General features: G+C 68.8%; 16 protein-coding genes. 5 read left to right on the top strand and 11 right to left on the bottom strand.

Annotation, left to right across the window (positions count from 1 at the left end):
• Positions 1-253: 253 nt before the first annotated feature.
• The 3 genes from AB0N61_RS09825 (at position 254) to AB0N61_RS09815 (ending at position 4,909) form a co-directional block, all read left to right on the top strand.
• Positions 254-2,185 carry an ABC transporter ATP-binding protein gene (locus AB0N61_RS09825; RefSeq protein ID WP_363363566.1) on the top strand — a complete coding sequence of 644 codons (1,932 nt, stop codon included), beginning with the start codon at positions 254-256 and terminating at the stop codon, positions 2,183-2,185.
• Positions 2,182-3,996 (top strand): ABC transporter ATP-binding protein, encoded by a 1,815-nt coding sequence (locus AB0N61_RS09820; protein WP_363363565.1) that lies wholly within the window; start codon positions 2,182-2,184, stop codon positions 3,994-3,996. The genes AB0N61_RS09825 and AB0N61_RS09820 overlap by 4 nt, the downstream gene beginning before the upstream one ends.
• 109 nt (positions 3,997-4,105) lie before the next feature.
• On the top strand, positions 4,106-4,909 hold the full coding sequence (locus tag AB0N61_RS09815; RefSeq protein ID WP_363363563.1) for a hypothetical protein: 804 nt from the start codon (positions 4,106-4,108) through the stop codon (positions 4,907-4,909).
• Positions 4,910-4,965: 56 nt separating this feature from the next.
• On the opposite strand, the gene AB0N61_RS09810 is transcribed toward AB0N61_RS09815, so the two are convergent.
• Genes AB0N61_RS09810 through AB0N61_RS09785 form a run of 6 tightly spaced genes read right to left on the bottom strand, consistent with a single transcriptional unit; the run spans position 4,966 to position 14,139 of the window.
• Complete coding sequence (locus AB0N61_RS09810; protein ID WP_363363561.1) at positions 4,966-6,402, bottom strand: GH1 family beta-glucosidase; 1,437 nt, start codon at positions 6,400-6,402, stop codon at positions 4,966-4,968.
• Complete coding sequence (gene yicI, locus AB0N61_RS09805; protein ID WP_363363560.1) at positions 6,399-8,618, bottom strand: alpha-xylosidase; 2,220 nt, start codon at positions 8,616-8,618, stop codon at positions 6,399-6,401. Before yicI ends, AB0N61_RS09810 begins: the two co-directional genes overlap by 4 nt.
• Positions 8,615-10,948: a glycoside hydrolase N-terminal domain-containing protein gene (locus tag AB0N61_RS09800; protein WP_363363558.1), complete on the bottom strand. Its 2,334-nt coding sequence runs from the start codon at positions 10,946-10,948 to the stop codon at positions 8,615-8,617. Before AB0N61_RS09800 ends, yicI begins: the two co-directional genes overlap by 4 nt.
• A gap of 3 nt (positions 10,949-10,951) precedes the next feature.
• Positions 10,952-11,896: a carbohydrate ABC transporter permease gene (locus tag AB0N61_RS09795; RefSeq protein ID WP_363363557.1), complete on the bottom strand. Its 945-nt coding sequence runs from the start codon at positions 11,894-11,896 to the stop codon at positions 10,952-10,954.
• Positions 11,886-12,824 (bottom strand): sugar ABC transporter permease, encoded by a 939-nt coding sequence (locus AB0N61_RS09790; protein ID WP_363363555.1) that lies wholly within the window; start codon positions 12,822-12,824, stop codon positions 11,886-11,888. The genes AB0N61_RS09795 and AB0N61_RS09790 overlap by 11 nt, the downstream gene beginning before the upstream one ends.
• A gap of 7 nt (positions 12,825-12,831) precedes the next feature.
• Positions 12,832-14,139: an extracellular solute-binding protein gene (locus AB0N61_RS09785; protein ID WP_363363554.1), complete on the bottom strand. Its 1,308-nt coding sequence runs from the start codon at positions 14,137-14,139 to the stop codon at positions 12,832-12,834.
• Positions 14,140-14,296: 157 nt separating this feature from the next.
• Between AB0N61_RS09785 and AB0N61_RS09780 the strand changes: the two genes are divergently transcribed.
• Positions 14,297-15,268, top strand: a complete 972-nt coding sequence (locus tag AB0N61_RS09780; protein WP_363363552.1) for an acetylxylan esterase — start codon at positions 14,297-14,299, stop codon at positions 15,266-15,268.
• On the opposite strand, the gene AB0N61_RS09775 is transcribed toward AB0N61_RS09780, so the two are convergent.
• From AB0N61_RS09775 to AB0N61_RS09765, 3 genes are all read right to left on the bottom strand, one after another.
• Positions 15,246-17,258, bottom strand: a complete 2,013-nt coding sequence (locus AB0N61_RS09775; protein WP_363363550.1) for a beta-galactosidase — start codon at positions 17,256-17,258, stop codon at positions 15,246-15,248. The two genes, AB0N61_RS09780 and AB0N61_RS09775, sit on opposite strands and share 23 nt — an antisense overlap.
• Before the next feature lie 13 nt (positions 17,259-17,271).
• Positions 17,272-18,402, bottom strand: a complete 1,131-nt coding sequence (locus AB0N61_RS09770; RefSeq protein WP_363363547.1) for an ROK family transcriptional regulator — start codon at positions 18,400-18,402, stop codon at positions 17,272-17,274.
• Positions 18,403-18,510: 108 nt separating this feature from the next.
• The gene (locus AB0N61_RS09765) at positions 18,511-18,969 is read right to left on the bottom strand and encodes a GNAT family N-acetyltransferase (RefSeq protein WP_363363546.1); all 459 of its coding nucleotides are present in this window, start codon (positions 18,967-18,969) and stop codon (positions 18,511-18,513) included.
• Between the two features lie 180 nt (positions 18,970-19,149).
• Here AB0N61_RS09765 and AB0N61_RS09760 point away from each other — a divergent pair, with 180 nt between their 5' ends.
• Complete coding sequence (locus AB0N61_RS09760; protein ID WP_363364230.1) at positions 19,150-21,369, top strand: NADP-dependent isocitrate dehydrogenase; 2,220 nt, start codon at positions 19,150-19,152, stop codon at positions 21,367-21,369.
• A gap of 113 nt (positions 21,370-21,482) precedes the next feature.
• Here AB0N61_RS09760 and AB0N61_RS09755 read toward each other — a convergent pair whose 3' ends face one another.
• Positions 21,483-22,988 carry a L,D-transpeptidase family protein gene (locus tag AB0N61_RS09755; protein WP_363363545.1) on the bottom strand — a complete coding sequence of 502 codons (1,506 nt, stop codon included), beginning with the start codon at positions 22,986-22,988 and terminating at the stop codon, positions 21,483-21,485.
• A gap of 100 nt (positions 22,989-23,088) precedes the next feature.
• Positions 23,089-23,496 carry a RidA family protein gene (locus tag AB0N61_RS09750; protein ID WP_167946251.1) on the bottom strand — a complete coding sequence of 136 codons (408 nt, stop codon included), beginning with the start codon at positions 23,494-23,496 and terminating at the stop codon, positions 23,089-23,091.
• Between the last annotated feature and the right edge of the window lie 9 nt (positions 23,497-23,505).

Below are 23,505 nucleotides of genomic sequence, written 5' to 3'. Positions count from 1 at the left end.
GCTCAGCTTGTTCACAGGAATAGGCTGGTGGGCTGTCGCACCGACCGGGACGACATAGCCGAGCCTGAGGAGGACACCATGACATCGATCGCCGCTGTGCAGATCGCCGCTCTCGGCTCGACCCCGGTGCGCCCGCTCCGCTAGAGCCACCTTCCGACACGCACGACCTCACCGGATGCCGGATTCCGAGAGTCCGTTGCTGCGTCCGACGCCTTCAGCAACCGCTTCCCCATACGAAACTCGTCTGAGAGACATGTCTTCCTCGCCTTCATCGCAGAACGCCTCCCCGTCCTCCTCCCTCTCCACGCCGGCCGCACTCTGGCGCCTGAAGCCCTTCGTCAAGCCCGTCATCTGGCGGCTCGCGGGAGGCGCCGCGAGTGCGCTCGTGGCCGCGATCATCGCCCTGATGATCCCCATCGTGCTCGAGCAGATCATCCGTGGCCCCGTGCAGACGGGCGCGATCGACGCCATCGCCTGGGGCGCACTGGCCGTCTTCGGTCTCGCACTGGGCGAGGCGCTCATGGTCTGGCTGCGCCGCCAGTTCGTGCTCAACCCGGCCACCCAGGTCGAGTATCAGATGCGCACCGAGCTCTACTCGCGTCTGCAGACGCTGCCGGTCTCCTTCCACGACCGCTGGCAGTCGGGGCAGCTGCTGAGCCGGATGATGCAGGACATCGGCCTGATCCGTCGCTGGCTGGCCTTCGGGCTCGTCCTGCTCGTGGTCAACGTCCTGACCATCATCATCGGCTCCGTGCTGCTGTTCCGCTGGCACTGGCTGCTCGGAGTCATCTTCATCGTCACAGCGATCCCGCTCTGGATCCGCGGCTACCTCTTCGAGAAGCGCTACGGCGCGCTGACGCGACGCAGCCAGGACCAGGCGGGCGACCTCGCCACCAGTGTCGAGGAGAGCGTGCACGGCATCCGCGTGCTCAAGGCGTTCGGTCGCGGCAAGCATGCGCTCAGCCGCTTCAGCCGCCAGGCCGAGACGCTGCGCGAGACCGAGATGAGCAAGGCCGGTGCGATCGCGTCGATCTGGTTCTGGCTCGATCTCATGCCGCAGATCGCGTTCGGCCTGAGCCTGATGTCGGGCATCTGGCTGATCTCGCAGGGCCAGATCGACGAGGCTCAGCTGTTCGCGTTCTTCGCGATGGCCGTCGTGCTGCGGTGGCCGATCGAGTCGATCGGGTTCCTGTTCTCCTTCATGCTTGACGCACGCACGGCGACCGATCGCGTGTTCGACATCTACTCCGAGACGAACAGCATCACCGACCCCGAGAACCCCGTGCACATCGCGGAGCCTCGCGGCGAGCTCGCGTTCGACGACGCGCACTTCCGCTACCAGGACGCCGGCGCCCATGAGCGCGACCTGCTCGACGGCATCGATCTCGTGCTGCGGCCGGGCGAGACCATGGCGCTCGTGGGTCTGACCGGCAGCGGCAAGACCACGCTGACCACGCTGCCCACGCGCCTCTACGACGTCACGGGTGGACGGGTGACCCTCGACGGTGTCGACGTGCGCGACCTGCCGCTCGCCGAGCTGCGTCAGCACATCGCGATGGCGTTCGAGGACGCCACGCTGTTCTCGGCTACCGTGCGCGAGAACGTGCTGCTCGGACGTGCGGATCTCGACGTGCACAGCGACGAGGCCGAACGCGTGCTGCGTGAGGCGCTCGACGTGGCTCAGGCCTCGTTCGTGGACTCGCTCCCCGAGGGCGTCGAGACCGTGATCGGCGAGGAGGGGCTCAGTCTCTCCGGCGGCCAGCGCCAGCGTCTCGCGCTGGCCAGAGCGGTCGCCGCCAAGCCGAAGGTGCTCGTGCTCGACGACCCGCTGTCTGCGCTCGATGTCGACACCGAGGCGCTCGTCGAAGAGGCGCTGCGGCACGTGCTCGCCGACACCACGGCCTTGGTGGTGGCTCACCGGCCATCGACGGTTGCTCTGGCCGACAGGGTGGCGCTGCTCGAGTCCGGTCGCGTCACCGCGGTGGGGACGCACGCCGAGCTTCTGAAGACCAGTCGGCACTACCGCCACGTGATCTCGAGCCTCGAGGCCGAGGAGGCGGCGCGCACCGGCGCGATTCCGATCATCCGCGATGACGAGGACGAGATCGACGCCGTCGTCCAGGCCGGGATCCGTCAGGACGCCGCCGATGAAGACATCATCACCGAGAAGGAGGTGCAGCGATGAGCTCCGCGATCACCGGAACACAGGACGAAGACCGCTCCAGCTACACCAAGGAGGAGAGCCGGGCCATCCGCCGCCGGTCGCTCCGACTGCTGGGGTCGCTCGTGCGCCCGCTGAAGGCGCAGATCACCCTGGCGGCCATCGTGCTCGTCATCTCGACGGCGCTCCAGGTCGCAGGACCGATCCTCATCAGCATCGGACTCGATCGGGCGCTGCCGGCCGTGCTCGAGCGCGCCGATTGGATGCCGACCTTCCTGATCGGCGGCGTCTACCTCCTCGCCGGTGCCGTCGCCGCGGCGATGATCGCCTGGTACGTGATCATCGCGGCCAAGCTCACCCAGGCCGTGCTGCTCGATCTGCGCAAGCGGATCTTCCTGCACACGCAGCGTCTCAGCCTCGAGTTCCACGAGTCCTACACCTCGGGTCGCATCATCTCGCGCCAGACCAGCGACCTCGACTCGATCAAGGAGCTGCTCGACGGCGGGCTGAACGAGCTCGTCTCGGGTGTGCTGTTCGGTCTGTTCACCTTCATCGCGCTGTGCGTGTGGGACTGGCAGTCCGGGCTCATCCTCGCGATCGGCGGCGTGCCGCTGTTCTTCCTGATGCGCTGGTTCTACTCGCGGTCGCAGCTCGTCTACCGGGAGTCGCGCGTGATCAGCGCGAAGGTGATCGTGCAGTTCGTCGAGACGATGACCGGCATCCGCGCAGTGAAGGCCTTCCGCAAGGAGCCTCGCAACGACGTGACCTTCCAGAAGATCGCCGGCGACTATCGAGACGTCAACCGCCGCTCGATGCTGCTGTTCGGCACCTTCGAGCCCGGCCTGATGGGCGTCGCGGCGCTCGTGCTCGGCATCGTCGTGCTGTGGGGCGGCATCCGGGTCTCGAACGACACCCTCACGGTCGGTGTGCTCCTGTCGGCCGTGCTGTACGTGCGCAACTTCTTCGCGCCCATGCAGGAGATCGCAATGTTCCTGAACTCCTACCAGTCCGCCACCGCGGCACTGGAGAAGGTGTCCGGAGTGCTCGAAGAGGTGCCGACCGTACCCGACCCCGAGAAGCCGGTCGACCTCTGGGAGTCGCGGGGACACGTGCGGTTCGACGAGGTCACGTTCGGCTACAACGGCGAGAAGACGATCCTGCCGAACTTCTCGCTCGACATCCCCGCCGGGCAGACGATCGCGCTGGTCGGCACGACCGGGGCCGGCAAGTCGACTCTGGCGAAGCTGATCTCGCGCTTCTACGATCCGTCGGTAGGCACGGTCACGCTCGACGGCGTCGATCTGCGCAACCTGCATCCGAAGGATCTCCGCCGCGCCATCGTCATGGTGACGCAGGAGGCGTACCTCTTCAGCGGCACGGTCGCCGACAACATCGCGCTCGGCAAGCCCGATGCGTCGCTCGATGAGATCAGGGCAGCGGCACGCGCGGTGGGCGCCGACGAGTTCATCTCGTCGCTGCCCGACGGGTACGGCACCGACGTGAACAAGCGGGGTGGGCGTGTGTCGGCAGGTCAGCGTCAGCTGATCTCGTTCGCGCGCGCGTTCCTCGCCGACCCTGCGGTGCTGATCCTCGACGAGGCGACCGCGTCGCTTGACATCCCCTCGGAGCGTCTGATCCAGGAGGCGCTTCAGACGCTCCTCAAGGACCGCACGGCGATCATCATCGCGCACCGTCTGTCGACAGTCGCGATCGCCGACCGGGTGCTCGTGATGGAGCACGGGAAGATCATCGAGGACGACAGCCCCGAGGCGCTGATCAGCGGAACGGGCAAGTTCGCTCAACTGCACGCCGCGTGGCAGCAGACGCTGGTGTGAACGAACGGGATTCCTGACGGCGGAGGCCACGACCGATCATCGGTCGTGGCCTCCGTCGTCCGCTCGGATGGGCGGAGCGGTGAGGCCTTCCGCTGGGTAGCATCGAGGTATGGATCCGCTGCTGCTCGCCGTCGAGTTGTGGTGGATCGCGCCCGCCGCAGCCGGAGGCGTCGCGGCCGGCGCCGTCGGATTCCGCCGTCGCAGCATCAAGAGCGGGCGCCGGCTCGAGTACGACGCGGCTCGGCACGATCTCAAAGCGGCCCGGCAGACGGCGGTCGAGAAGCGGATGGCCGTCAAGCTGGCCCGTGCGGACGTCGCTCGCATCTCGGCCGAACGCGCCGCCCGCCGTGCGACGCCCGAGCAGGTCGCGGGCGCGAAGCGGATGCTGCGGGCGAAGGAGAACGACGCCAAAGCCGCGTCCGCCGATGTGCGGGCCAAGCAGGTGCGCCTGAACGCCGCCCGCGCGGCGATCCCTGCGGCCTCCGCCCCGCGCCCCCTGGACAGGCTTCAGGCGCAGCATGAGCTGATCGTCGCGCGCTGGATGACCTACGAGACCGATCCGGGGCTGCAGATCGCGTACCCGGGCATGACCGACGTCCGTCAGCCGGCGACAGCGGCCTACCTGCGCGCGGCGGCCCACGCCGTCGAGATGCGCCGCGCCGCGACCGGACGGGTCAGTGCGGCGGACTTCGCCGCCTACCGCGACGCTGTCGCCGATCTCGAGCGGGCCTTCGAGGCCGCCGAGTACGCGGCGCGGGTGCAGGCCGGGGAGGCGTCCTCATCATCGCCCAGCTGGCAGGATGCCGCCCAGGACGTGATCAGTCGGTCCGCCGAAGCGATCGATCGCGCCGCGGGCGCCGCCGCCTCGGCGTTCGCCGCGTGGAACGAGCGCAAGCGCCCCGACAAGCGCTGAGCGCCGCCTCCGCAGGGCGGAGACGGCGCTCGACTCGACACACGCTGTGCGGTGTCTCAGGCCCCGATCGTGCGGGACGCGATCACTTCTCGATACCAGTGCCCCGAGTCCTTGACGGTGCGCTCGAGAGAGTCGAAGTCGACACGAACGATGCCGAACCTCTTGGCGTAGCCGTAGCCCCACTCGAAGTTGTCGAGCAGCGACCACACGAAGTACCCCCGCAGATCGACGCCGCGCTGGATCGCGCGATGAGCGGCCGTGAAGTGCCGCCGCAGGTAGTCAGTGCGCTCGGGATCGGGCACGGAGCCGTCCTCGGCGACGTCATCGTCGAACGCGGCGCCGTTCTCGGTGACCATGAGCGGCTGCGACGGGAACTGCTCCGACAGCGAGACGAGCAGCTCCTCGAGTCCCTCCGGCGCGATGTTCCACCCCATCGCCGTGTACGGGCCGGGCTGCTCGACGAACTCGACCAGCTGATCGCTGCCGGGCCAGGCCGTGCCTCCGGCCGCGCCCTTGTGCCCGTCGTTCTGCTGCTTCTCCGACACCCCGTCCCACAGGCGTACGGTCGCCGTCGAGTAGTAGTTCACCCCGAGCACATCGATCGGCTGGTTGACGGTGGCGAGGTCGCCATCCTGCACGAACGACCAGTCGGTGACCGAGGCCGTGTCGTCGAGGAGATCCGCGGGGTACTCGCCGCGCAGCATCGGGTGCGTGAAGGCGCGATTCGCCAGAGCGTCGATCCGACGCATCGCCTCGCCCGCGCCGTCGCCCTGCCCGCGGAGCACGTGGAAGTTCAGCGTCACGGAGTAGTCGGGGTCGCCGCTCGAGGTCGCGCGGAGCGCCTGGATCGCTCGCCCGTGTGCGAGGTTCAGGTGGTGCACGGCAGCCAGGGCGGATGCCGGTTCGTGTCGTCCGGGCGCGTGTCCGCCCTGCCCATAGCCCAGGTACGCGGAGCACCACGGCTCGTTGAGCGTGGTCCAGGTGTGCACGCGGTCGCCGAGTGCCGCGCCCATGATCGACGCGTACGCCTCGAAGGCGTCGGTCGTCGCTCGCGAGGTCCAGCCGCCCGCATCCTCCAGGTACTGCGGAAGGTCCCAGTGATAGAGCGTCGCCACGGGCCGGATGCCGCGCTCGAGGAGTCCGTCGACCAGCCGGGAGTAGAAGTCGATTCCCGCCTGGTTGACGCGTCCGCCGGCCTCCGGCACGATGCGCGGCCAGGCGATCGAGAAGCGGTAGGCCTGCAGTCCGAGGTCCGACATCAGATCGAGGTCCGCGTCGACGCGGTGATAGTGATCACAGGCGACGTCGCCGGTGTCGCCGTTCCACACCTTGCCCGGTGTGCGGCTGAAGGTGTCCCAGATCGACGGTGTGCGGCCGTCCTCGTCAGCGGCTCCCTCGATCTGGTACGCGGCGGTCGCGGAGCCGAACGTGAAGCCCTCGGGGAGGACGAGTCCGGATCCGCGGTAGTCATCAGCGGGGGTGAGAAGCGTCATTCGGTCACCTTCGACAGATCGATCGGATAGGCCCTCTCGAGGCCATCGGGGTTGGTGACGGACACCGAGACAGAGCCGGATCCGCCGGGGAAGACGCGCACACGCAGACCGTCGTGGTAATCGTAGTCGGGGCGGTCGGTGCGAGCGCCCCAGGGGAGTGCCGTCCCCGGACGCACATACAGGGGCAGCGAGTCGAAGGCATGGGTCTCCCTGCGCCACCCGCCGCCGGAGACCCGCTCTCCGGTGAGCAGCGAGGTCCACTCGCCGTCCGGCAGGTAGAACTCCACGGTCCCGTCGACCGAGAAGACGGGCGCGACGAGCAGGTCCGGGCCCAGCATGTACTGCCGGTCGAGGTACGCGACAGCCGGGTCGTCGGGGAACTCGAGCTGCATGGGACGCATGACGGGCGTGCCGCTTGCGGCGGATTCGAGTGCGGCGGAGTAGAGGTAGGGCATGAGCCGCATCTTGAGCTGCGAGAACACCCGGGTGACCTCGACGGCCTCGTCGTCGAACGCCCACGGCACGCGGTACGAGCGGGACCCGTGGAAGCGACTGTGGCTGGAGAGGAACCCGAAGGCCACCCATCGCTTGAAGACCGCCGGATCAGGGGTCCCCTCGAATCCGCCGATGTCGTGGCTCCAGAACCCGAAGCCCCCGAACGCCAGCGACAGCCCTCCGCGCAGGGTCTCGGCCATCGACACGAACGTGGACGCGCTGTCGCCGCCCCAGTGCACGGGGAATCGGTGGCCGCCGACCGTCGCAGAGCGGGCGAACACCACGGCATCCGTCCCGTCGCGCTCCTGCAGGACCTCGAACACGGCCTCGTTGTACAGCTGCGCGAACCGGTTGTGCATCCCCTCGGGTGCGCTGCCGTCATGCCACTGCACGTCGAGCGGCACGCGCTCGCCGAAGTCCGTCTTGAACGTGTCGACGCCCTGCCTCACGAGGCTGCGCAGCTTGTCCTGGTACCACGTGCGGGCGGCAGGATTGGTGAAGTCGACGATCGCCATGCCGGCCTGCCACATGTCCCACTGCCACACGCTCCCGTCGGGGCGCAGCAGCAGGTATCCGCCGGCGCGCGCCTCCTCGAAGAGCGGCGAGCGCTGACCGATGTACGGGTTGACCCAGACCGACACGCGCAGGCCGCGGGCGTGTAGGCGCGCGAGCATCCCCTCGGGGTCGGGGAACACACGAGGATCCCATTCGAAGTCGCACCAGTTGAACTCGCGCATCCAGAAGCAGTCGAAATGGAACACCGACAGCGGCAGGTCGCGCTCGGCGAAGCCGTCGATGAACGAGTTCACGGTCTGCTCGTCGTAGTCGGTGGTGAAGCTCGTCGAGAGCCACGTCCCGAACGACCAGGCCGGCGGCAGGGCGGGGCGGCCGGTCAGAGCGGTGTACCGCTCGAGGATCTCCCGGGGCCCGTCGCCCGCGATGATGTAGTACCGCAGCCGCTCGCCGGCGACGGCGAACTGCACGCGTTCCACGTTCTCCGATCCGACCTCGAAGGAGACGTGTCCGGGATGGTCGACGAGGATCCCGTATCCGCGGTTGGTCACGTAGAAGGGAACGTTCTTGTACGCCTGCTCGCTGGAGGTGCCGCCGTCGGCGTTCCAGGTCTCGATCGACTGACCGTTCTTCACGAGCGGACCGAAGCGCTCGCCGAGGCCGTAGACGAGTTCGCCCACGCCGAGGGAGAGCTGCTGGTGCAGATAGCGCTGGGCGCCTCCTCCGCGGTGCGTCCGCAGCTGGTCCTCGAGCTGACCGTCCAGCGCCACCGACGGGTCGACGTCGATCATCGCGATCGATTTCTCGCCGGCGCTCGTGAGGTGGCGTCCCGCGTCGTCGAACGACAGCGACCAGCCCGCGCCCGCGTGCACCCGTGCGGTGAGCGAGCCGCTCCTCAGCGTGCCACCCGACTCGTCGAGCACGATCCGCGATGATGAGTCGGCCTCCTCGAGCCCCGGAAGGTCGAACCCCTCGTGTGCGTGTCCGCCGGTGTGGTGCTCGATGGTGACGCCGATGATCCCGTCGAGAGGGGCCTCCAGGGTCACGGTGAGCACCGGGCGGTTGAGGGTGTCGCCTCGGGTCTCGATGATCTTGGTGGGAGCGGTGACGATCAGGCGGCCGTCCCGTTCCTCGATGTCGCGCGCCTCGCGGGCGTACAGGGCGCTGACGCCTTCGCGCAGCTGCCAGAACCCGTCGGTGAATCTCACGGGTGGACCTCCTGGGTGGGGAAAGAACGGGGGGAGAGGATGATGTCGTGATCGGTGTCGATCGTGACGCGCACGGAGCGTCCGGCCCAATGGACGGTGTGTTCGCCGGCGGCACGTGCGAGGCGAGCGCGCAGCACCGCCTCGACGAGGCATCCGTCCTGCCATGCGATGTCGACGAGGATCCCGGGGCGGGCGATCAGGCCCGAGACACGGCCGTCGGGAAGGCCGTCGGGAACCGCGGGCAGCAGGCGGATGCCGTCGTGCGACTGCAGCAGCGTCTCGGCCAGAGCCCCGACGAAGCCGAGGTTCGCGTCGATCTGGAACGGCGGATGGGCGGCGAAGAGGTTGGGGTACAGCCCTCCTGCCCAGGGGCCGGACGTGCTGTTCGCGTCGCGGAGGGCGAGCGCGAGGATCGCCGAGACGCGGTCGGGTCGGCGCAGCCGCGCCCAGAGCGCGAGCTTCCAGATCAGCGACCATCCGCTGGAGTCGTCGCCGCGGCGATCGAGGCTCGCAGCCGCCGCGGCGCGATGCTCGTCGTCCCACGCCTCGTCGCCGGGGAAGAGACCATAGAGCCCGCTCACATGGCGGTGGTGCGGGTCCTCCTCGGGGCGCTCGCGGTCCCACTCCACGATCGTGCCGTCCGAGGCGATGGGAGGCTGCTCGGCAAGCGCGCCGAGGCGGGCGGATGCCTGCACGGCGATGTCGTCATCGATGCCGAGCGCGTGCGCCGCGTCGACGGTGCGCCGCAGCAGCGCTCGTATCAGCGCGACGTCCATGGTCGTCGTCGCGACGACGGATGCCGAGACGCCGCCGTCGATGAGGAAGGCGTTCTCGGGCGAGGTCGCGGGCGAGGTGGCTCCGTCACGGTGCCAGGCGAGCGCGAACGCCGCCGCCGAGCGCAGTGTCGGCCAGACGCGCGCGAGGTCGTCGACGTCGGCGGCGCCGAACTCCCACGCCTCCGTCAGCAGCGCACCCAACCACGAGCCGCCCAGCGGCCAGAAGGACCAGCGCGGATCGCCCGTCCCGCGTCCGGGGGTCGTCGCGTACAGCCAGGCGTCGGTGTTGTGGTGCACCGTCCACCCCGGCGCGTCGTAGAGACGTGCGGTGTGCGGCGCGGCGGCGTCGGCGAGCGCGATCGTGAACTCCTCGAGCGCGCGTGCATGCGGGGCGAGGTCGGTGGCGTGTGCACCCCAGTGGTTCATCTCGGTGTTGATGTTCAGGGTGTACGCGCTGCCCCACGGCGGACGCATATCGGCGGTCCAGATGCCCTGCAGCGTGGGCGGCATCCCTCCGGGGCGAGAGGAACAGACGAGCAGGTATCGTCCGTAGTCGAACAGCAGGGCCACGAGCCCGGGATCGGCGGCGAGGATGCCGCGCGGGTCGCGCCGAGCCCGGGCGAACCGCTCTGCGGTGTCGATCTCCGGGGTGTCGGTCTCTGCGGGGTCGGTCTCCGCGCGTCCGAGGCGCAGATCGACGGTGCCCAGGCGGCGGGTCGACGCCGAAGCGGACGCCTCTCGCAGGGCCTCGACGTCGATCGCCGACACGAGATCCAGGCGTGCGATCGCGTCGGCGAGCGCGTCCTCGGCCGTTCCCTCCGGCATGCGTCCGGGGGCTCGGAAGGTCGTGGCGGTGGCGATCAGCACGACCGTGCGATCCTGCTCGCGCAGGACACGACACACGAGTGCGGCCTGCACCGTGCCCTCCGCCCACTCGGCGCCGGGGAGATCCGGTTCGTGGCCGGGCGCGACGTCACTGGGAAGCCGCAGCAGCAGCGCGGTGTCGTTCCCCGCGTCGATTCGATCGGGGGCGTCGCCGTTCGCACCGTGCAAAGGCGAGGTCGGGGTCACCTCGACCGGGAGCGGGGCATCGATCTCGTGCACCAGCACGCTGTGCTCGGCGGTCACGAAGGTCGACGTGGCGATCGTGTCCAGGGTCGATCGGTGGATGCCCGTGCGCAGGTCGAGCGAGCGCCGGACGGGTTCGCGGGAGGTCGCCGCCGCGGCATGCACGATGTCGATCGCGACGGAGCCGAGCGGCAGGAAGGACTGCGCGTACCGGGTCTGCAGCGCCTGCAGCGGAGCCTCGGCTCCGGCGGGGTCGTCAGCGGCGACGGCCGCACGCGCCCGAGCGAGCAGCGCCGCGCTCTCGTCGCCGTCCGGGCCCCCGTCGCGCATCTCGCTCGACGGCGAACCCGACCAGGCCCCGATGTCGTTGAGGTGAACGACCGTGCGAGCCACGCCGCCGTCGGTCATCGCGCCGAGGCGCCCGTCGCCCAGCGGGAGGCATTCCAGCCAGGCGCCCGCCGCGCCCGTGAATCGGATCGAGCTCATGGATCAGCCGCGCACGCTTCCCGCGGTGAGGCCCGCCCGCCAGAAGCGCTGCAGCGACAGGAAGACGATCGCGATCGGGATCACCGACACCAGCGACCCCACGACGGTGAGGATCTGCAGTCCGGGGATCGTGATCGACGCCTGGCTCCATCCGGTCAGACCGACCGTGAGCGGCATGAGCGACGAGTCGGTGAGCACGAGCAGCGGCAGGATGTAGCTGTTCCAGCTGCCGAGGAAGGCGAACAGCAGCACGGTCACCATGCCGGTCGACATGAGTCGAAGACCGATCGTGCCGAAGATGCGGAACTCGCCCGCACCGTCGAGCCGGGCCGCCTCGATCAGCTCGTGCGGCACAGACGACTGCGCGTAGATGAAGCACAGCAGCACGCCGAACGGATAGACCAGGGCCGGCAGCAGCAGGCCGAGGTAGGTGTTGTTGAGTCCCATGCCCACGAGCAGCACGTAGGTCGGCTGGGCGATCACGGTGCCGGGCACCAGCAGACTGCCGAGGATGACGGCGACCAGCGTGCTGCGTCCGCGGAACCGGTAGACCGCCAGAGCGTATCCGGTGACCGCGCAGACGAGCGTGGTGAACGCCGAGCCGATCACGGAGTAGATCACCGAGTTGAGGCTCCATCGCCAGAAGATCCCGCCGTCGTACGAGCTGAGCGCGGCCAGGTTGTCCCACAGGTGCCAGTCGGCGAATGCGAAGCCCGGGGTCGAGAACAGGTCTCCCGTCGACTTCGTCGAGGCGATGACCAGCCACAGCACGGGGATGAGGAAGTAGGCCGCGACCACGATCATCACGACGGTGACCAGCACCATCCAGCCGCGGTGCACGCGGTCGCCGTTGACGAAGGTCGTGCGCCGACGGCGGTCGGAGGCTCCGGGCCCTCGGAGGGCGCGCGTCGTGGGCTCGGGGTCGGCGAGCAGGGTGTCAGATGCCATCGGAGGCCGCCTTGGTCGTGCGCCGGTTGGCGGCGAGGAGGAGGAGCGAGACCACGAGCGTGGCGAGCCCCAGGATCACGGCCATGGCCGACGACAGGTTCGCGTCCTTGCCGAGGGTCGAGGCCGCGTAGATCGCCATGTTGGGGGTGAAGTCGCTGGGGATGTTGGAGGTGATCGACTGCAGCACCTGCGGTTCGTTGAACAGCTGCAGGGTGCCGATGACCGACGACAGCGTGGTGAGGAGCACGGCGGGTGCGATCATGGGGAGCTTGATCTGCAGAGCGGTGCGGACCTCGCCTGCCCCGTCGATGCGCGCAGCCTCGTACATCTCGCGCGGCACGGACTGCAGAGCGGCGAACAGGATGATCATGTTGATGCCGATGAGCGACCAGAGGTTGATGTTTCCGATCGACCACCACACCGTCCCGGGGGCCAGGAGGTTCGCGTCGATGCCGAGCGAGGCCAGGAACTGCAGGATCGGGCTGACGGAGGGCTGATAGAGGAAGCCCCATAGCAGCGCGGCGATCACGCTGGGCACGGCGTAGGGGAGGAAGACGGCGAACTGGAAGAAGCGCTTGCCCTTGACCAGTGCGGTGTCGAAGAGCAGGGCGAGCCCTGCGGCGATCACCATCATGACCGGCACCTGGATCGCGCCGTACAGCAGCACCTTCGGGAAGCCCAGCAGGAAGTCGCTGTCGGCGAAGGCGCGCACGAAGTTGTCGATGCCGACGAAGTCGATCGTGGATCCGCCGAATCCCAGCCCCGCGGACTTGCGCGAGAACAGGCTGTTGACGATGCCGACGACGATGGGCGCGACGAGGAAGACGAGGAAGAGGATGACGAAGGGGGCGACGAATGCGTACGGCACCCAGGGCCTCCCGGCGCCGGAGAACCGGCGCCGGGAGGTCGTGGTGGCAGAGGTGGTCACGACAGGGTCACTCCTCAACGCTGAGGCCGCGCGCCTCGAGGTCGGCGATGCCGGCCGCCTGCGCGGTGTCGAGGGCCTCGAGGAACGTCTGCTGCCCGGCGACGACCTTGGCGAACTCGTCGAGGAGGGCGGTCTGGATCGTGCCGTAGTTCGGGCCCTCGACCCAGGTGTCCGGGGTGTTCTTCGCCGCCTCGATGAAGACCTCGTTGACGGTCTGTCCGCCGAAGAAGTCCGATTCCTGGAGCAGTGCGGGCGAGTCGAGGCCGTTCTGGGTCGACGGGAAGAGCCCGCCCACGGTGATCAGCGCCTCCTGCGTGTCGTCCGAACCGTTCAGCCAGGCGGCGAACTTCGCTGCGGCCTCCGCGTTCTTCGTGTTCTTGAGCACCACGACAGCGGCCCCGCCCGAGTCGCCGGAGTTCTCGGAGCCGGCGTTCGTGGGCATCGGCGCGACGCTCCACTTTCCGGCGAGGTCCGACGCGTTCTCGGCGAGGATGCTGGGGAACCAGGCCGCGTACGTGATCGTGGCGATCTTGCCGCTGTTCACGAGCGCCCAGTACTCCGGCGTCCACATCAGCTCGGTCGTCACGAGTCCCTCGTCGAGCAGCGTCTGCCAGCGTTCCGCGACGAGCTGGCTGCCCTCGTCGTTGACTCCGACGGTCCAGGAGTCGCCGTCGATGCCGTACCAGCTGCTCTCGGCCTGCTGGATCTCCTGCGACCACTGGCCGATCTCGCCGGGGGAGAGGTTCGCGATGTACAGATCGGGGTTCGCCGCCTTGAGTGCGCGGGCGGCGTCGAGGTACTCGTCCCAGGTCTCGGGGAATTCGATGCCGTACTCCGCGAAGAGGTCGGAGCGATACATCGTGCCGGCCGGGCCGATGCCCTGGGGCACGCCGAACACGCGACCGTCGAACGACACGGCCGCCCAGGATGCGGGCGTGTAGTCATCGGCGTACTCCGACACGTAGTCGGTGATGTCGACGACGCGTTCGGTGATCACGTATTCCGGGAGGCCGTGGGTCGAGAGCTGCACGAGGTCGGGGCCCTGGCCCGCATCGACGGCGGCCTCGACCTTCTGGCCGTCGTCGCCGGTCATGCGGTGGAACGAGACCTGGATGTCGTCGTTCTCGTCGTTCCACTGGGCCACGAGGTCTTCGAGGCCGGGGACCCAGCCCCAGAAGTCGATGGCGACCGGGTCGTCGGCGCTGGGCTCGGAACCGCTCGAGCACGAGGCGAGAGCGGTGACGGCGAGCGCCGGAGCGAGGAGCGCGGCGGCCCACCGTGCGGCGTTCCGCTGGCCGTGGCGGATCGATGTCATGGAAGAGTTCCTTTCAGACGGCGTTGTCGGTGACCGGGAGGAGGCTTCACTGCCGGACGAAGCCCAGTCGTAGGGTGCTGGTGCTATTTTGTGTTGTGCTGAAACATAAAGTCAAGCGAGAGTCCGAAATTGATCGGATGTATGTGGAGGAATTGCGATGCCCCTGACCGACCTGCCCCTGGAGCAGCTGCGCGACTTCCGTCCGGACGTGGCGGAACCGAGCGACTTCGACCGCTTCTGGGCCGAGACGCTCGACGAGTCGCGCACCGCCGGAGGGTCCCCGAGCCTCGTCCCGGCGTCGACGCCCATCACGGAGCTCATCGTCGAGGACCTGACCTTCCCCGGTTTCGCCGGCGAGCCGGTCCGTGCCTGGGTCACGAGGCCGCGCCGCGAAGGACGCCTTCCGGTCGTGGTCGAGTACATCGGGTACAACGGGGGCCGCGGAGTCCCCGGAGAGAAGCTCGAGTGGGCGGCGGCCGGTTACGTGCATGTGCTCATGGACACGCGCGGCCAGGGCAGCGGCTGGGGCACGGGTGGTGACACTCCCGACCTGCACGGCTCCGACGCCTCCGTCCCGGGGTTCATGACGCGCGGGATCGGTGACCCGGCCACCTACTACTACCGCCGGGTCTTCACCGACGGTGTCAGGCTCATCGACGCGGTGCGCGAACTCCCGTTCGTCGACTGCGAGCGCATCGCCGTGACGGGCTCGAGTCAGGGCGGCGGCATCGCGCTCGCCGTGGGCGGTCTCGTGCCCGACCTCGTCGGAGTCCTTCCCGACGTGCCGTTCCTCTGCCACTTCGGGCGATCCGTTCAACTGACTCCCGACCAGCCCTTCATGGAGATCACCCGGTACCTCGCCGTGCATCGCGATCAGGACGACCGCGTGTTCCGCACGCTGTCGTACTTCGACGGAGTGAATTTCGCACGCCGTGTGACGGCACCCTCGCTGTTCTCGGTCGCCCTCATGGACGGCATCGTGCTGCCCTCGAGCGTCTTCGCCGCCTACAACCACCTGGCGGTCGACGACCGCGAGATCGCGATCTACCCGTTCAACGGGCACGAGGGGGGTCAGACGCACCAGTGGGTGCGTCAGGCCGAATGGCTCAGCGCGCGCTCGACTCCCTGATCACCGCGACGGCGCCGGCGGGGAGGGCGAAGCGCCCGTCGGCGCTCTCACCCGTGAGCAGGTCGACCCCGTGAGCCGGGACGACGGCATCGGTCGATCCGTGGTTGAGCAGGAACAGCCACGACGTCTCGCCCGAGACCCGCCGCACGGCCTCGATGTCATCGGATGCCGGCAGTCGTCGCCGCACGCCGGCATCTGCGACGACCCGATCCACTGCATCCGCGAACCCGGTGTCGATCAGGCCCGCGAGATGCCAGGCGCTGCCCGTGCCGATCGCGCGCCTCGTGACGGCGGGGGATCCGTCGAGGTCTCCGCCGCGGTGCACGTCGATCACCTCGGCGTCGGTCGCACGGATCCGGGCTGAGATCTCGACGATCTCGGCCCCGGAGGAGAGCAAGAGACGTCGATCGGCGAGGAGTGGCACGAGCTCTTCGCCCACGATCCCCAGCAGGTCGCGGAACGCCCCGGGATAGCCGCCGAGACGTACGCGGCTGTCGGCGTCCACGATGCCGGACAGAGGTCCGACCACGACGGTCGCCCCCGCCTCGGCGGCGTCGCGGATCCCGGCCGCCGTCGCATCGTCGACGAGATAGAGCGACGGGACGATGATGAGGGCACGCCCGGCGAGGTCGGAGTGCGGCGGCACCACATCGGGGCCGATCCCGCGGGCCGACAGCTCCTCGAACCAGCGGCGGGCGTCGAGGTGCAGCGGGTGGTCGTGCAGCGGCTTCTGTCCGGCCTGCCACGCCCACAGAGACACGTCATCGGTGAGGATCGCGACCTCGGAGCGCTCCACCAGACTGCCGGTGACCTCTCCGATTCTGCTCAGTGCGGCCCCCAGTCCCACGACTTCGCGCCACTGCCGGGTGTCGGTTCCGGCGTGCGGGACCATCGCCGAGTGGAACTGCTCCGCCCCGGACGCCGAGGCGCGCCACTGGAAGAAGAGAGCGCCGTCGGCGCCGTGGGCAATGTGCTGGAGGCTGTTCCGCGTCATCTCGCCCGGCGCCTTGGGCGGATTGCGCGGCTGCCAGTTGACGGCCGAGGTCGAGTGCTCCATCACCAGCCACGGACGAGTCGGATCGAGGCCACGCGTCCGCGAGGCCACGAACGAGAGCTCGCGCTCGCGGCGGGGGTCGTCGGCGATCGTGTAGTGGTCGATCGCGGTCACGTCGAGGTCGTCGACCCAGTTCGCGTAGTCGGCCACGCTGCCGTGCGGCGACACCATCAGGTTCGTCGTGATCGGCGCTCGCACTCCGGCCGCGCGCAGCGCGTCGCGTTCGAGACGGTAGTGGTCCAGAAGGGCATCGGAACTGAAGCGGTCGAAATCGAGCAGCAACGAGGGGTTCTGCGCGGATTCGCTGTCGAGAGGGGCGATCACGTCGTCGAAGGTGCGGTAGCGGTGCCCCCAGAACGCGGTTCCCCAGGCCGCGTTCAGGGCGTCCACGCGTTCGTAGCGATGCGAGAGCCACGTGCGGAATGCCGAGGTCGAGGCCTCGCAGTAGCACCGCCGATTCCCGCCGCCGAGCTCGTTGCTCACATGCCACAGGGTCACCGAGGGGTGCGAGCCGTACCGCTCGCCCAGGCGCTCGACGACCCGCGTCGCATGTCTCTGCCAGACGGGGTGGCTCGGGCACCATTGCAGTCGGCCGCCCTGGTGGTAGCGGATGCCGCGTCGGTCCACCGGGAGGATCTCGGGGTGCGCGCGGTGCAGCCAGATCGGCGGTGACGCGGTCGGCGTCGCCATGTCGATGCCGATCCCGGCTTCCCCGAGCAGGTCGGTGATGCGGTCGAACCATCCCCAGTCCCATCGGTCGTCGTCGACCTCGAGCAGGCCCCATGAGAACACCCCGAGGGTGACGGTGTTGACGCCCGCCTCGCGCATCAGGCGCACGTCGTCGTGCCAGGTGGACTCCGGCCACTGCTCGGGGCTGTAGTCGCCGCCGAAGAGCAGGGAGCGCGGGCGGAAGGGAACGGATGCGGAGGAGGGCATGGGGCCTTGCTTGTCAGAGGACCAGGCGGATGGCGCTGACGGCCGCCGCCCAGGCGTAGTCGGCGAACTGGAAGGGGTGCAGCAGCACGGACGGGAGCTCGGCGGCAGGATCGAGGGCATCCGCGATGGCGGCGGCGAGGAGGTCGGGGAACGACTGGGCGAGGGGCAGGCCCTCACCCGTCAGGATGACCTTCTCGACGTCGACGATGCAGACCAGGTTCGAGATCACCACCCCCAGGGCTCGGATGGCGCTGCCGATGACCTCGACGTCTGCGGGATCCCCCTGAGCGGCGCCACGGAGGACATCGTCGAACGGCCGGCCGCCGGCGTGGCGCTCGATGGCCGGGATGGTGACGAATGCCGACGCGCACCCGACGTGGCCGCGGTCGCAGGTGGGACCCGTGTCGGAGACCCGCAGATGACCGACCTTGCCGGGATGGCCGTGCGCTCCGCGCAGCGGCTCCTCGCCGATCACGAGGCCCGCTCCGATGCCCGCGCCGAGGCCGATGAGGGCGAGAGAGCTGGCTCCGCGGCCGGCGCCGAACCAGTGGTGCGCAGCGGTGAGGGACTGCACGTCGTTGCCGATCTCGGCCGGAAGGCCGCATCGGTCGCTCACGAGGTCGGCCAGGGGGACGTTCTCCCAGCCGAGGAAGTGCGATCCGACGATGCGGCGGTGACCCTCGTCGCCCACCACGTCACCCGCGAGGCAGACGCCGACGGCAGAGACTCGCGGGTGGACCTGGCGGAGGTCTGCGACGACCGTGCCGATCAGATCGACGACGTCGTCGACCTCGCGAGAGGGCAGCGGATGCTCCACCGTGTCGATGACGGATGCCGAGAGATCGACGACCGCGGCGTAGAGCGCGTCACCGGTGAGCTTGATCCCGGCGAACTGGGCGGCCTCGGCCCGCACGTGCAGCGTCTCCGACGGTCGCCCGCGCCCCGGGCGGGCCTGGGCCTCGCCCTCGACGACGAAGCCGAGGTCGACGAGGTCCCGGGACAGCCGCGAGAGCGATGCGCGGGACATGCCCGTGCGCTGGGTGAGTTCGGCGCGCGAACGGGAGCCGTGAACGAGCACTTCCAGCAGCACGCTGCGTTGCGCGTCGTGCAGGGCCGGCCACGACCAGGTCGACGAGAGGGACATGGTACGAGCTTAGTGCTCCGCACCACTATTTTGTTCCAAGGAGCGACGAAATAGGCCGAGGGCGACGGAGCCTCGATGGGGGAGGGGATTCGAGACCCCGCCGCCGGTCTACGAAGGGATGCGGATCTGGGCGATGACTTCGGAGTACTCGGTCTCGCCGACCGGGCTGAAGCCGACGCGGAGGAAGAAGGCCTCCGGTCCGTCTTCGCCGGCCTCGTAGATGACGTTCACGTGATCGAAGCCGCGAGTGCGCGCCTCTTCGATGAGCTGCTCCACTGCGAAGCGACCCACGCCCTTGCCCTGATCGTCGGCGTCGACGTTGATGCGCCACAGCACGGAGCGGAAGTGCTCCTCGGGAGCGTCGGCGTCGAAGTTCGCGCTGACGAATCCGACGACCTGGTCGCCGTCGAGGACGACCCGCTGCCAGGAGGTCTGCGGGTTGATGACGGTCGCGGCGATGCCGTAGGACACCGGAGCGAGGAACTGCTCCTGTCCGGGCTTGAGCGACATGTTGTTCACGGCGACGATCGTCGCAGCGGAGAGTTCGACCATGCGCAGTTCGGACATAGTCACAGGCTAGCCCCTCAGATGGGTCGTCGCGCAGAAACCTCGACTTTCGTCAGGGGTGCACGTCTGCGGCATGCCGGAAGTCGATGGCGGCGCCGCCCACTGGCGAACGTGCGCCGGGAGCGCCTCAGGTATCTTGGTATCGAGACAAATATGCCCTCGCGAACGGAGAACCTCCTGGTGACCGACGACGCCATCATCTACACCTACACGGACGAGGCTCCGGCTCTCGCCACCGCTTCCTTCCTGCCGATCATCAAGGCCTACACGGGGCAGGCGGGTATCGAGGTCGAGACCCGCGACATCTCGCTCGGCGGACGCATCCTCGCGGCGTTCCCGCAGAAGCTCACCCCGGAGCAGCAGGTCGGCGATTCCCTCGCCGAGCTCGGCGGACTCGCCACCCTCCCCGAGGCCAACATCATCAAGCTGCCGAACATCTCTGCCTCGATCCCGCAGCTCAAGGGCGCGATCGCCGAGCTGCAGGCCCAGGGCTACGACATCCCCGACTTCCCGGACGAACCGGCCTCCCTCGAAGAGAAGGACGTCCGCGCCCGCTACGACCGCATCAAGGGTTCCGCGGTCAACCCCGTGCTCCGCGAGGGCAACAGCGACCGCCGGGCGCCTCTGGCCGTCAAGAACTACGCCAAGAAGCACCCGCACCGCAACAAGCCGTTCGCCGAGGGATCGAAGACTCGCGTCGCCACTCTCGGTCACGACGACTTCAAGCACAACGAGCGTTCTTGGGTCGCCGCCCATGACGACGTCCTGAGCTTCCGCCACACCGCCGCAGACGGCACGGTGACGATCCTCAAGGAGGGACTCAAGGTCCTGCCGCGCGAGATCATCGACGCGACGTTCCTCTCGGCCGCGCACCTCGACGCCTTCCTCGCCGAGACGCTCGAGACGGCGAAGAACGACGACGTCCTCTACTCGGTGCACCTCAAGGCCACCATGATGAAGGTCAGCGACCCGATCATCTTCGGTCACGTCGTGAAGGTCTTCTTCGCGGACGTGTTCGCGCAGTACGGCGACAAGCTCGCCGCCGCGGGTCTCACCCCGAACGACGGTCTCGGGTCGATCCTCTCCGGCCTCGGCGACATCGCCGGCGGCGACGAGATCGCCGCAGCCTTCGACAGGGCGATCGCCGAGGGTCCGCGTCTCTCGTACGTGAACTCCGACAAGGGGATCACGAACCTGCACGTCCCGAGCGATGTGATCGTCGACGCGTCGATGCCTGCACTCGTCCGCAACGGCGGCAAGCTGTGGGGCAAGGACGGCGGAGAGGCCGACACGCTCGCGGTCATTCCCGACTCCTCGTACGCGAGCGTCTACCAGGCCGTGATCGACGACGTGATCGCCAACGGTCCGCTCGACCCCGCCACGATCGGCACCGTGCCGAACGTGGGCCTCATGGCTCAGGCGGCAGAGGAGTACGGCAGCCACGACAAGACGTTCGAGATCGCCGCCGCCGGCACCGTCCAGGTGCTCGACAGCGAGGGCACCGTGCTGATCGAGCACGAGGTCGGCGCCGGAGACATCTGGCGCGCGACGCAGACGAAGCACATCCCGGTGATGGACTGGGTCAAGCTCGCCGTCTCTCGTGCCCGTGCCACGGGCGTGCCCGCGGTGTTCTGGCTCGATGCCAACCGCTCGCACGACGCGCAGATCATCGCCAAGGTGCACCAGGGTCTCGCGACCCTCGACACCAAGGGCCTCACGATCACGATCCTCGCGCCCGAGGAGGCCACCCGCTACACGCTGGCGCGCATGCGCCACGGCCTCGACACGATCTCGGTGACGGGCAACGTGCTGCGTGACTACCTCACCGACCTGTTCCCGATCCTCGAGATCGGCACCAGCGCGAAGATGCTCTCGATCGTCCCGCTGCTCGCAGGCGGCGGGCTCTTCGAGACCGGTGCCGGCGGATCGGCCCCCAAGCACGTGCAGCAGCTCGTCGAGGAGAACTACCTGCGATGGGATTCGCTGGGCGAGTTCTTCGCGCTGGCCGCGTCGCTCGAGCACTTCGCCGACCGCACCGGCAACGAGAAGGCCCGCGTCCTCGCGGAGACACTCGATGCCGCCACCGGCACGTTCCTCGAAGAGGACCGCTCCCCGGGCCGCGCTCTCGGCACGATCGACAACCGCGGAAGCCACTTCTACCTGGGTCTGTACTGGGCGCAGGAGCTGGCGACGCAGACGAAGGATGCCGAGCTCGCCGCCGCGTTCGCGCCGGTCGCTGCCACGCTCGCGGAGAACGAGGAGAAGATCGTCTCCGAGCTCAACTCCGTGCAGGGCACGCCCGTCGAGATCGGCGGCTATTACCGCCCCGACGACGCGCTGGTCGCGGCGGTCATGCGCCCGTCCACCACGCTGAACGGCATCGTCGACGCGCTGAGCTGACGCCGATCACGAAGAAGGGGCCGGATGCGAAAGCATCCGGCCCCTTCTTCGCGTCATCCGCCGTGGAATGCGCGGCGCGTATGCCGGCGAGCCGTCCGCGGCGACCGCCGAGATCAGTAGTGGACCGCGACCTCGAGGCCCACAGGGGACCATTCGTAGACGTACCGGGCCACATCGATCGGCATGTTCACGCAGCCGTGGCTGCGGGGGGTTCCGAAGTCGTTGTGCCAGTAGGTTCCGTGGAACCCCTCGTCACCGTTGAAGTAGGTGACCCAGGGCACGTTCGGCGTCTCGGTGATCGATCCGTCCGGCTCGCGGCTCTTCATGGTCTGCTCGCGCACGTGGGCGTAGACCCGGAAGTTGCCGGTGTCGGTCGGCGTCGCGCTCTTGCCCGACGAGATCGCCCAGGAGCGCACGACTGCGCCGTTCTCGATGAGCGTCGCGGTCTGCGACCCGAGGTCGACATCGATCTTGCGCACCAGGTTGACGGATTCGAACGGAGTCTCGGTGACCTGGATCGGGAAGACGCCCTCGCCGGCAGCGAGCTTCGTCGCGACGTCGGATGCGAGGGTCGAGGTGTCGCCGAGCGCGCGGCCGCTGACGCCCTCGGTCTCTGTGCGGAGGACTTCGCCTGCGGAATCGACGATGTTCGTCGCGGTGACCGGAGCCCTGTCGACCGCTGCGGGGAGCCCATCGATCGTCGCCTGGATCGCTGCCTCGTCGGCCACGATGCTGAGTTCTCCGTCATCGTCGACGACGGAGAACCAGGTCGAGGCGGTCGCTGGGTCGACGGGCACTGTGCGCTCGTCGCCGATGTAGAAACCGATCGAACCGAGCATGGTGTTCAGCGAGGTCGCGAAGGTCGTGGCGTCTTCGTCGGTGATCGCGGGAGCTGCCTCGGCGGGATCGCCGGAGAACTCGAGGCTCGTGCCTCCGTCCGCGATCGTGTCGACGATGGCGGCGGTGAGGCCGTCGAGGTCGACGGCCGTTCCGGTGGCCGACGGGGTGATCGCGTAGCCTCCGCCTGCGGCATCGAAGACGACGCCGGCATCGACGGCGTCCTGGAAGCTCGTCGGCACCGCCTCCCGCAGCGCGGCCTCGGCCGTGGCGGGGTCGAGGGTGATCTCGCCTGCGACGGGTTCGCCCATCCATGCCGTCACGTTCCAGAGCGGGCGCTCGGCGAAAGCGGCGTCGGCGAGGGCGGTCGCATCGATCTCGGCCCCGAGATCGGCACCTGTCAGCACGGTGTCACCGCCCGCGCCCGTGAGAGTGACCTCGGTCTCGGCCACATGGCTCTGGATGGTCTCGGCGGCAGCGCCGGGTGTGAGCCAGCCGACGGGGATCCCCGCGACAGTGGTGCCGGGTGCGATCAGGATCATCGACGCCGCACCGGCGGCGACGACGACCGCGCCGACGCCGAGGCCGATCCACAGGCCGAGCCGCTTCTTCTTGGGCGCCGGTTCGATCGGCGCCCACGCGAGCTCTCGGTCGCCGTCGCTCGGCGGCTGGGAGTCGGTGGGTGCGTCGCCGGGCGCGACGGTGTGCGGCTGGTCGCCGGAGGCGGGTGCCTCGGTCAGCTTCTCGGTCTTCGCATCCTGCGCTGAGATCAGATCGGTCACGAACTCACCCCCCGGTTTCTCACGTGTCCTAAGCGATATGCTACGCGATCGCGTATAACGGGGAGGCAACGGTCCGCGGATCTGCGGAACTCCCTGCTGATCAGTCGCTGACCACGGCGAGGCCGTCGATCTCGACCAGCATCTCCTCACGCGGGAGACCGGTGAAGACCGTCGTCCGCGACGGAAGGACTCCGCTCGTCGTGTGCGCCGTCACGAAGGCGCCGTACGCGTCGTTCATGATCGCGAAGTCCTCGCGCTTGGTGAGGTAGACGCGCAGCATCACGACATCGTCGAACGTCGCGCCCGAGGCCTCGACGATCGCCTTGACGTTCTCGAGCGTGCGCGTGGTCTGAGCCGCGACGTCGCCGGGGAAGAGGTACTCGTTCGTCTGGGGGTCGACGGGGCCCTGTCCGGAGACCTGCACGATCGGGCCCTTTCGGATGCCCTGCGAGAAGGTGTGGGCGGGAGCGGGGGCGGCGTCGGTCGACACTCGGATCTTCGCGGTCATGCGACCAGC

Source organism: Microbacterium sp. NPDC089320, assembly GCF_040684875.1.
GTDB lineage: Bacteria > Actinomycetota > Actinomycetes > Actinomycetales > Microbacteriaceae > Microbacterium.
The sequence above is the reverse complement of the archived record's forward strand: the minus strand, read 5'-3'. Positions and strand labels throughout refer to the sequence as shown.

Bases quoted from the DNA above. Each gene is read 5' to 3' on its own strand.
- AB0N61_RS09825 (WP_363363566.1), top strand. From the start codon at position 254: ATGTCTTCCTCGCCTTCATCGCAGAACGCCTCCCCGTCCTCCTCCCTC.
- AB0N61_RS09750 (WP_167946251.1), bottom strand. From the start codon at position 23,496: ATGACCGCGAAGATCCGAGTGTCGACCGACGCCGCCCCCGCTCCCGCC.
- AB0N61_RS09795 (WP_363363557.1), bottom strand. From the start codon at position 11,896: ATGGCATCTGACACCCTGCTCGCCGACCCCGAGCCCACGACGCGCGCC.
- AB0N61_RS09780 (WP_363363552.1), top strand. From the start codon at position 14,297: ATGCCCCTGACCGACCTGCCCCTGGAGCAGCTGCGCGACTTCCGTCCG.
- AB0N61_RS09770 (WP_363363547.1), bottom strand. From the start codon at position 18,402: ATGTCCCTCTCGTCGACCTGGTCGTGGCCGGCCCTGCACGACGCGCAA.
- AB0N61_RS09815 (WP_363363563.1), top strand. From the start codon at position 4,106: ATGGATCCGCTGCTGCTCGCCGTCGAGTTGTGGTGGATCGCGCCCGCC.
- AB0N61_RS09765 (WP_363363546.1), bottom strand. From the start codon at position 18,969: ATGTCCGAACTGCGCATGGTCGAACTCTCCGCTGCGACGATCGTCGCC.
- AB0N61_RS09775 (WP_363363550.1), bottom strand. From the start codon at position 17,258: ATGCCCTCCTCCGCATCCGTTCCCTTCCGCCCGCGCTCCCTGCTCTTC.
- AB0N61_RS09820 (WP_363363565.1), top strand. From the start codon at position 2,182: ATGAGCTCCGCGATCACCGGAACACAGGACGAAGACCGCTCCAGCTAC.
- AB0N61_RS09810 (WP_363363561.1), bottom strand. From the start codon at position 6,402: ATGACGCTTCTCACCCCCGCTGATGACTACCGCGGATCCGGACTCGTC.
- AB0N61_RS09785 (WP_363363554.1), bottom strand. From the start codon at position 14,139: ATGACATCGATCCGCCACGGCCAGCGGAACGCCGCACGGTGGGCCGCC.
- AB0N61_RS09800 (WP_363363558.1), bottom strand. From the start codon at position 10,948: ATGAGCTCGATCCGATTCACGGGCGCGGCGGGCGCCTGGCTGGAATGC.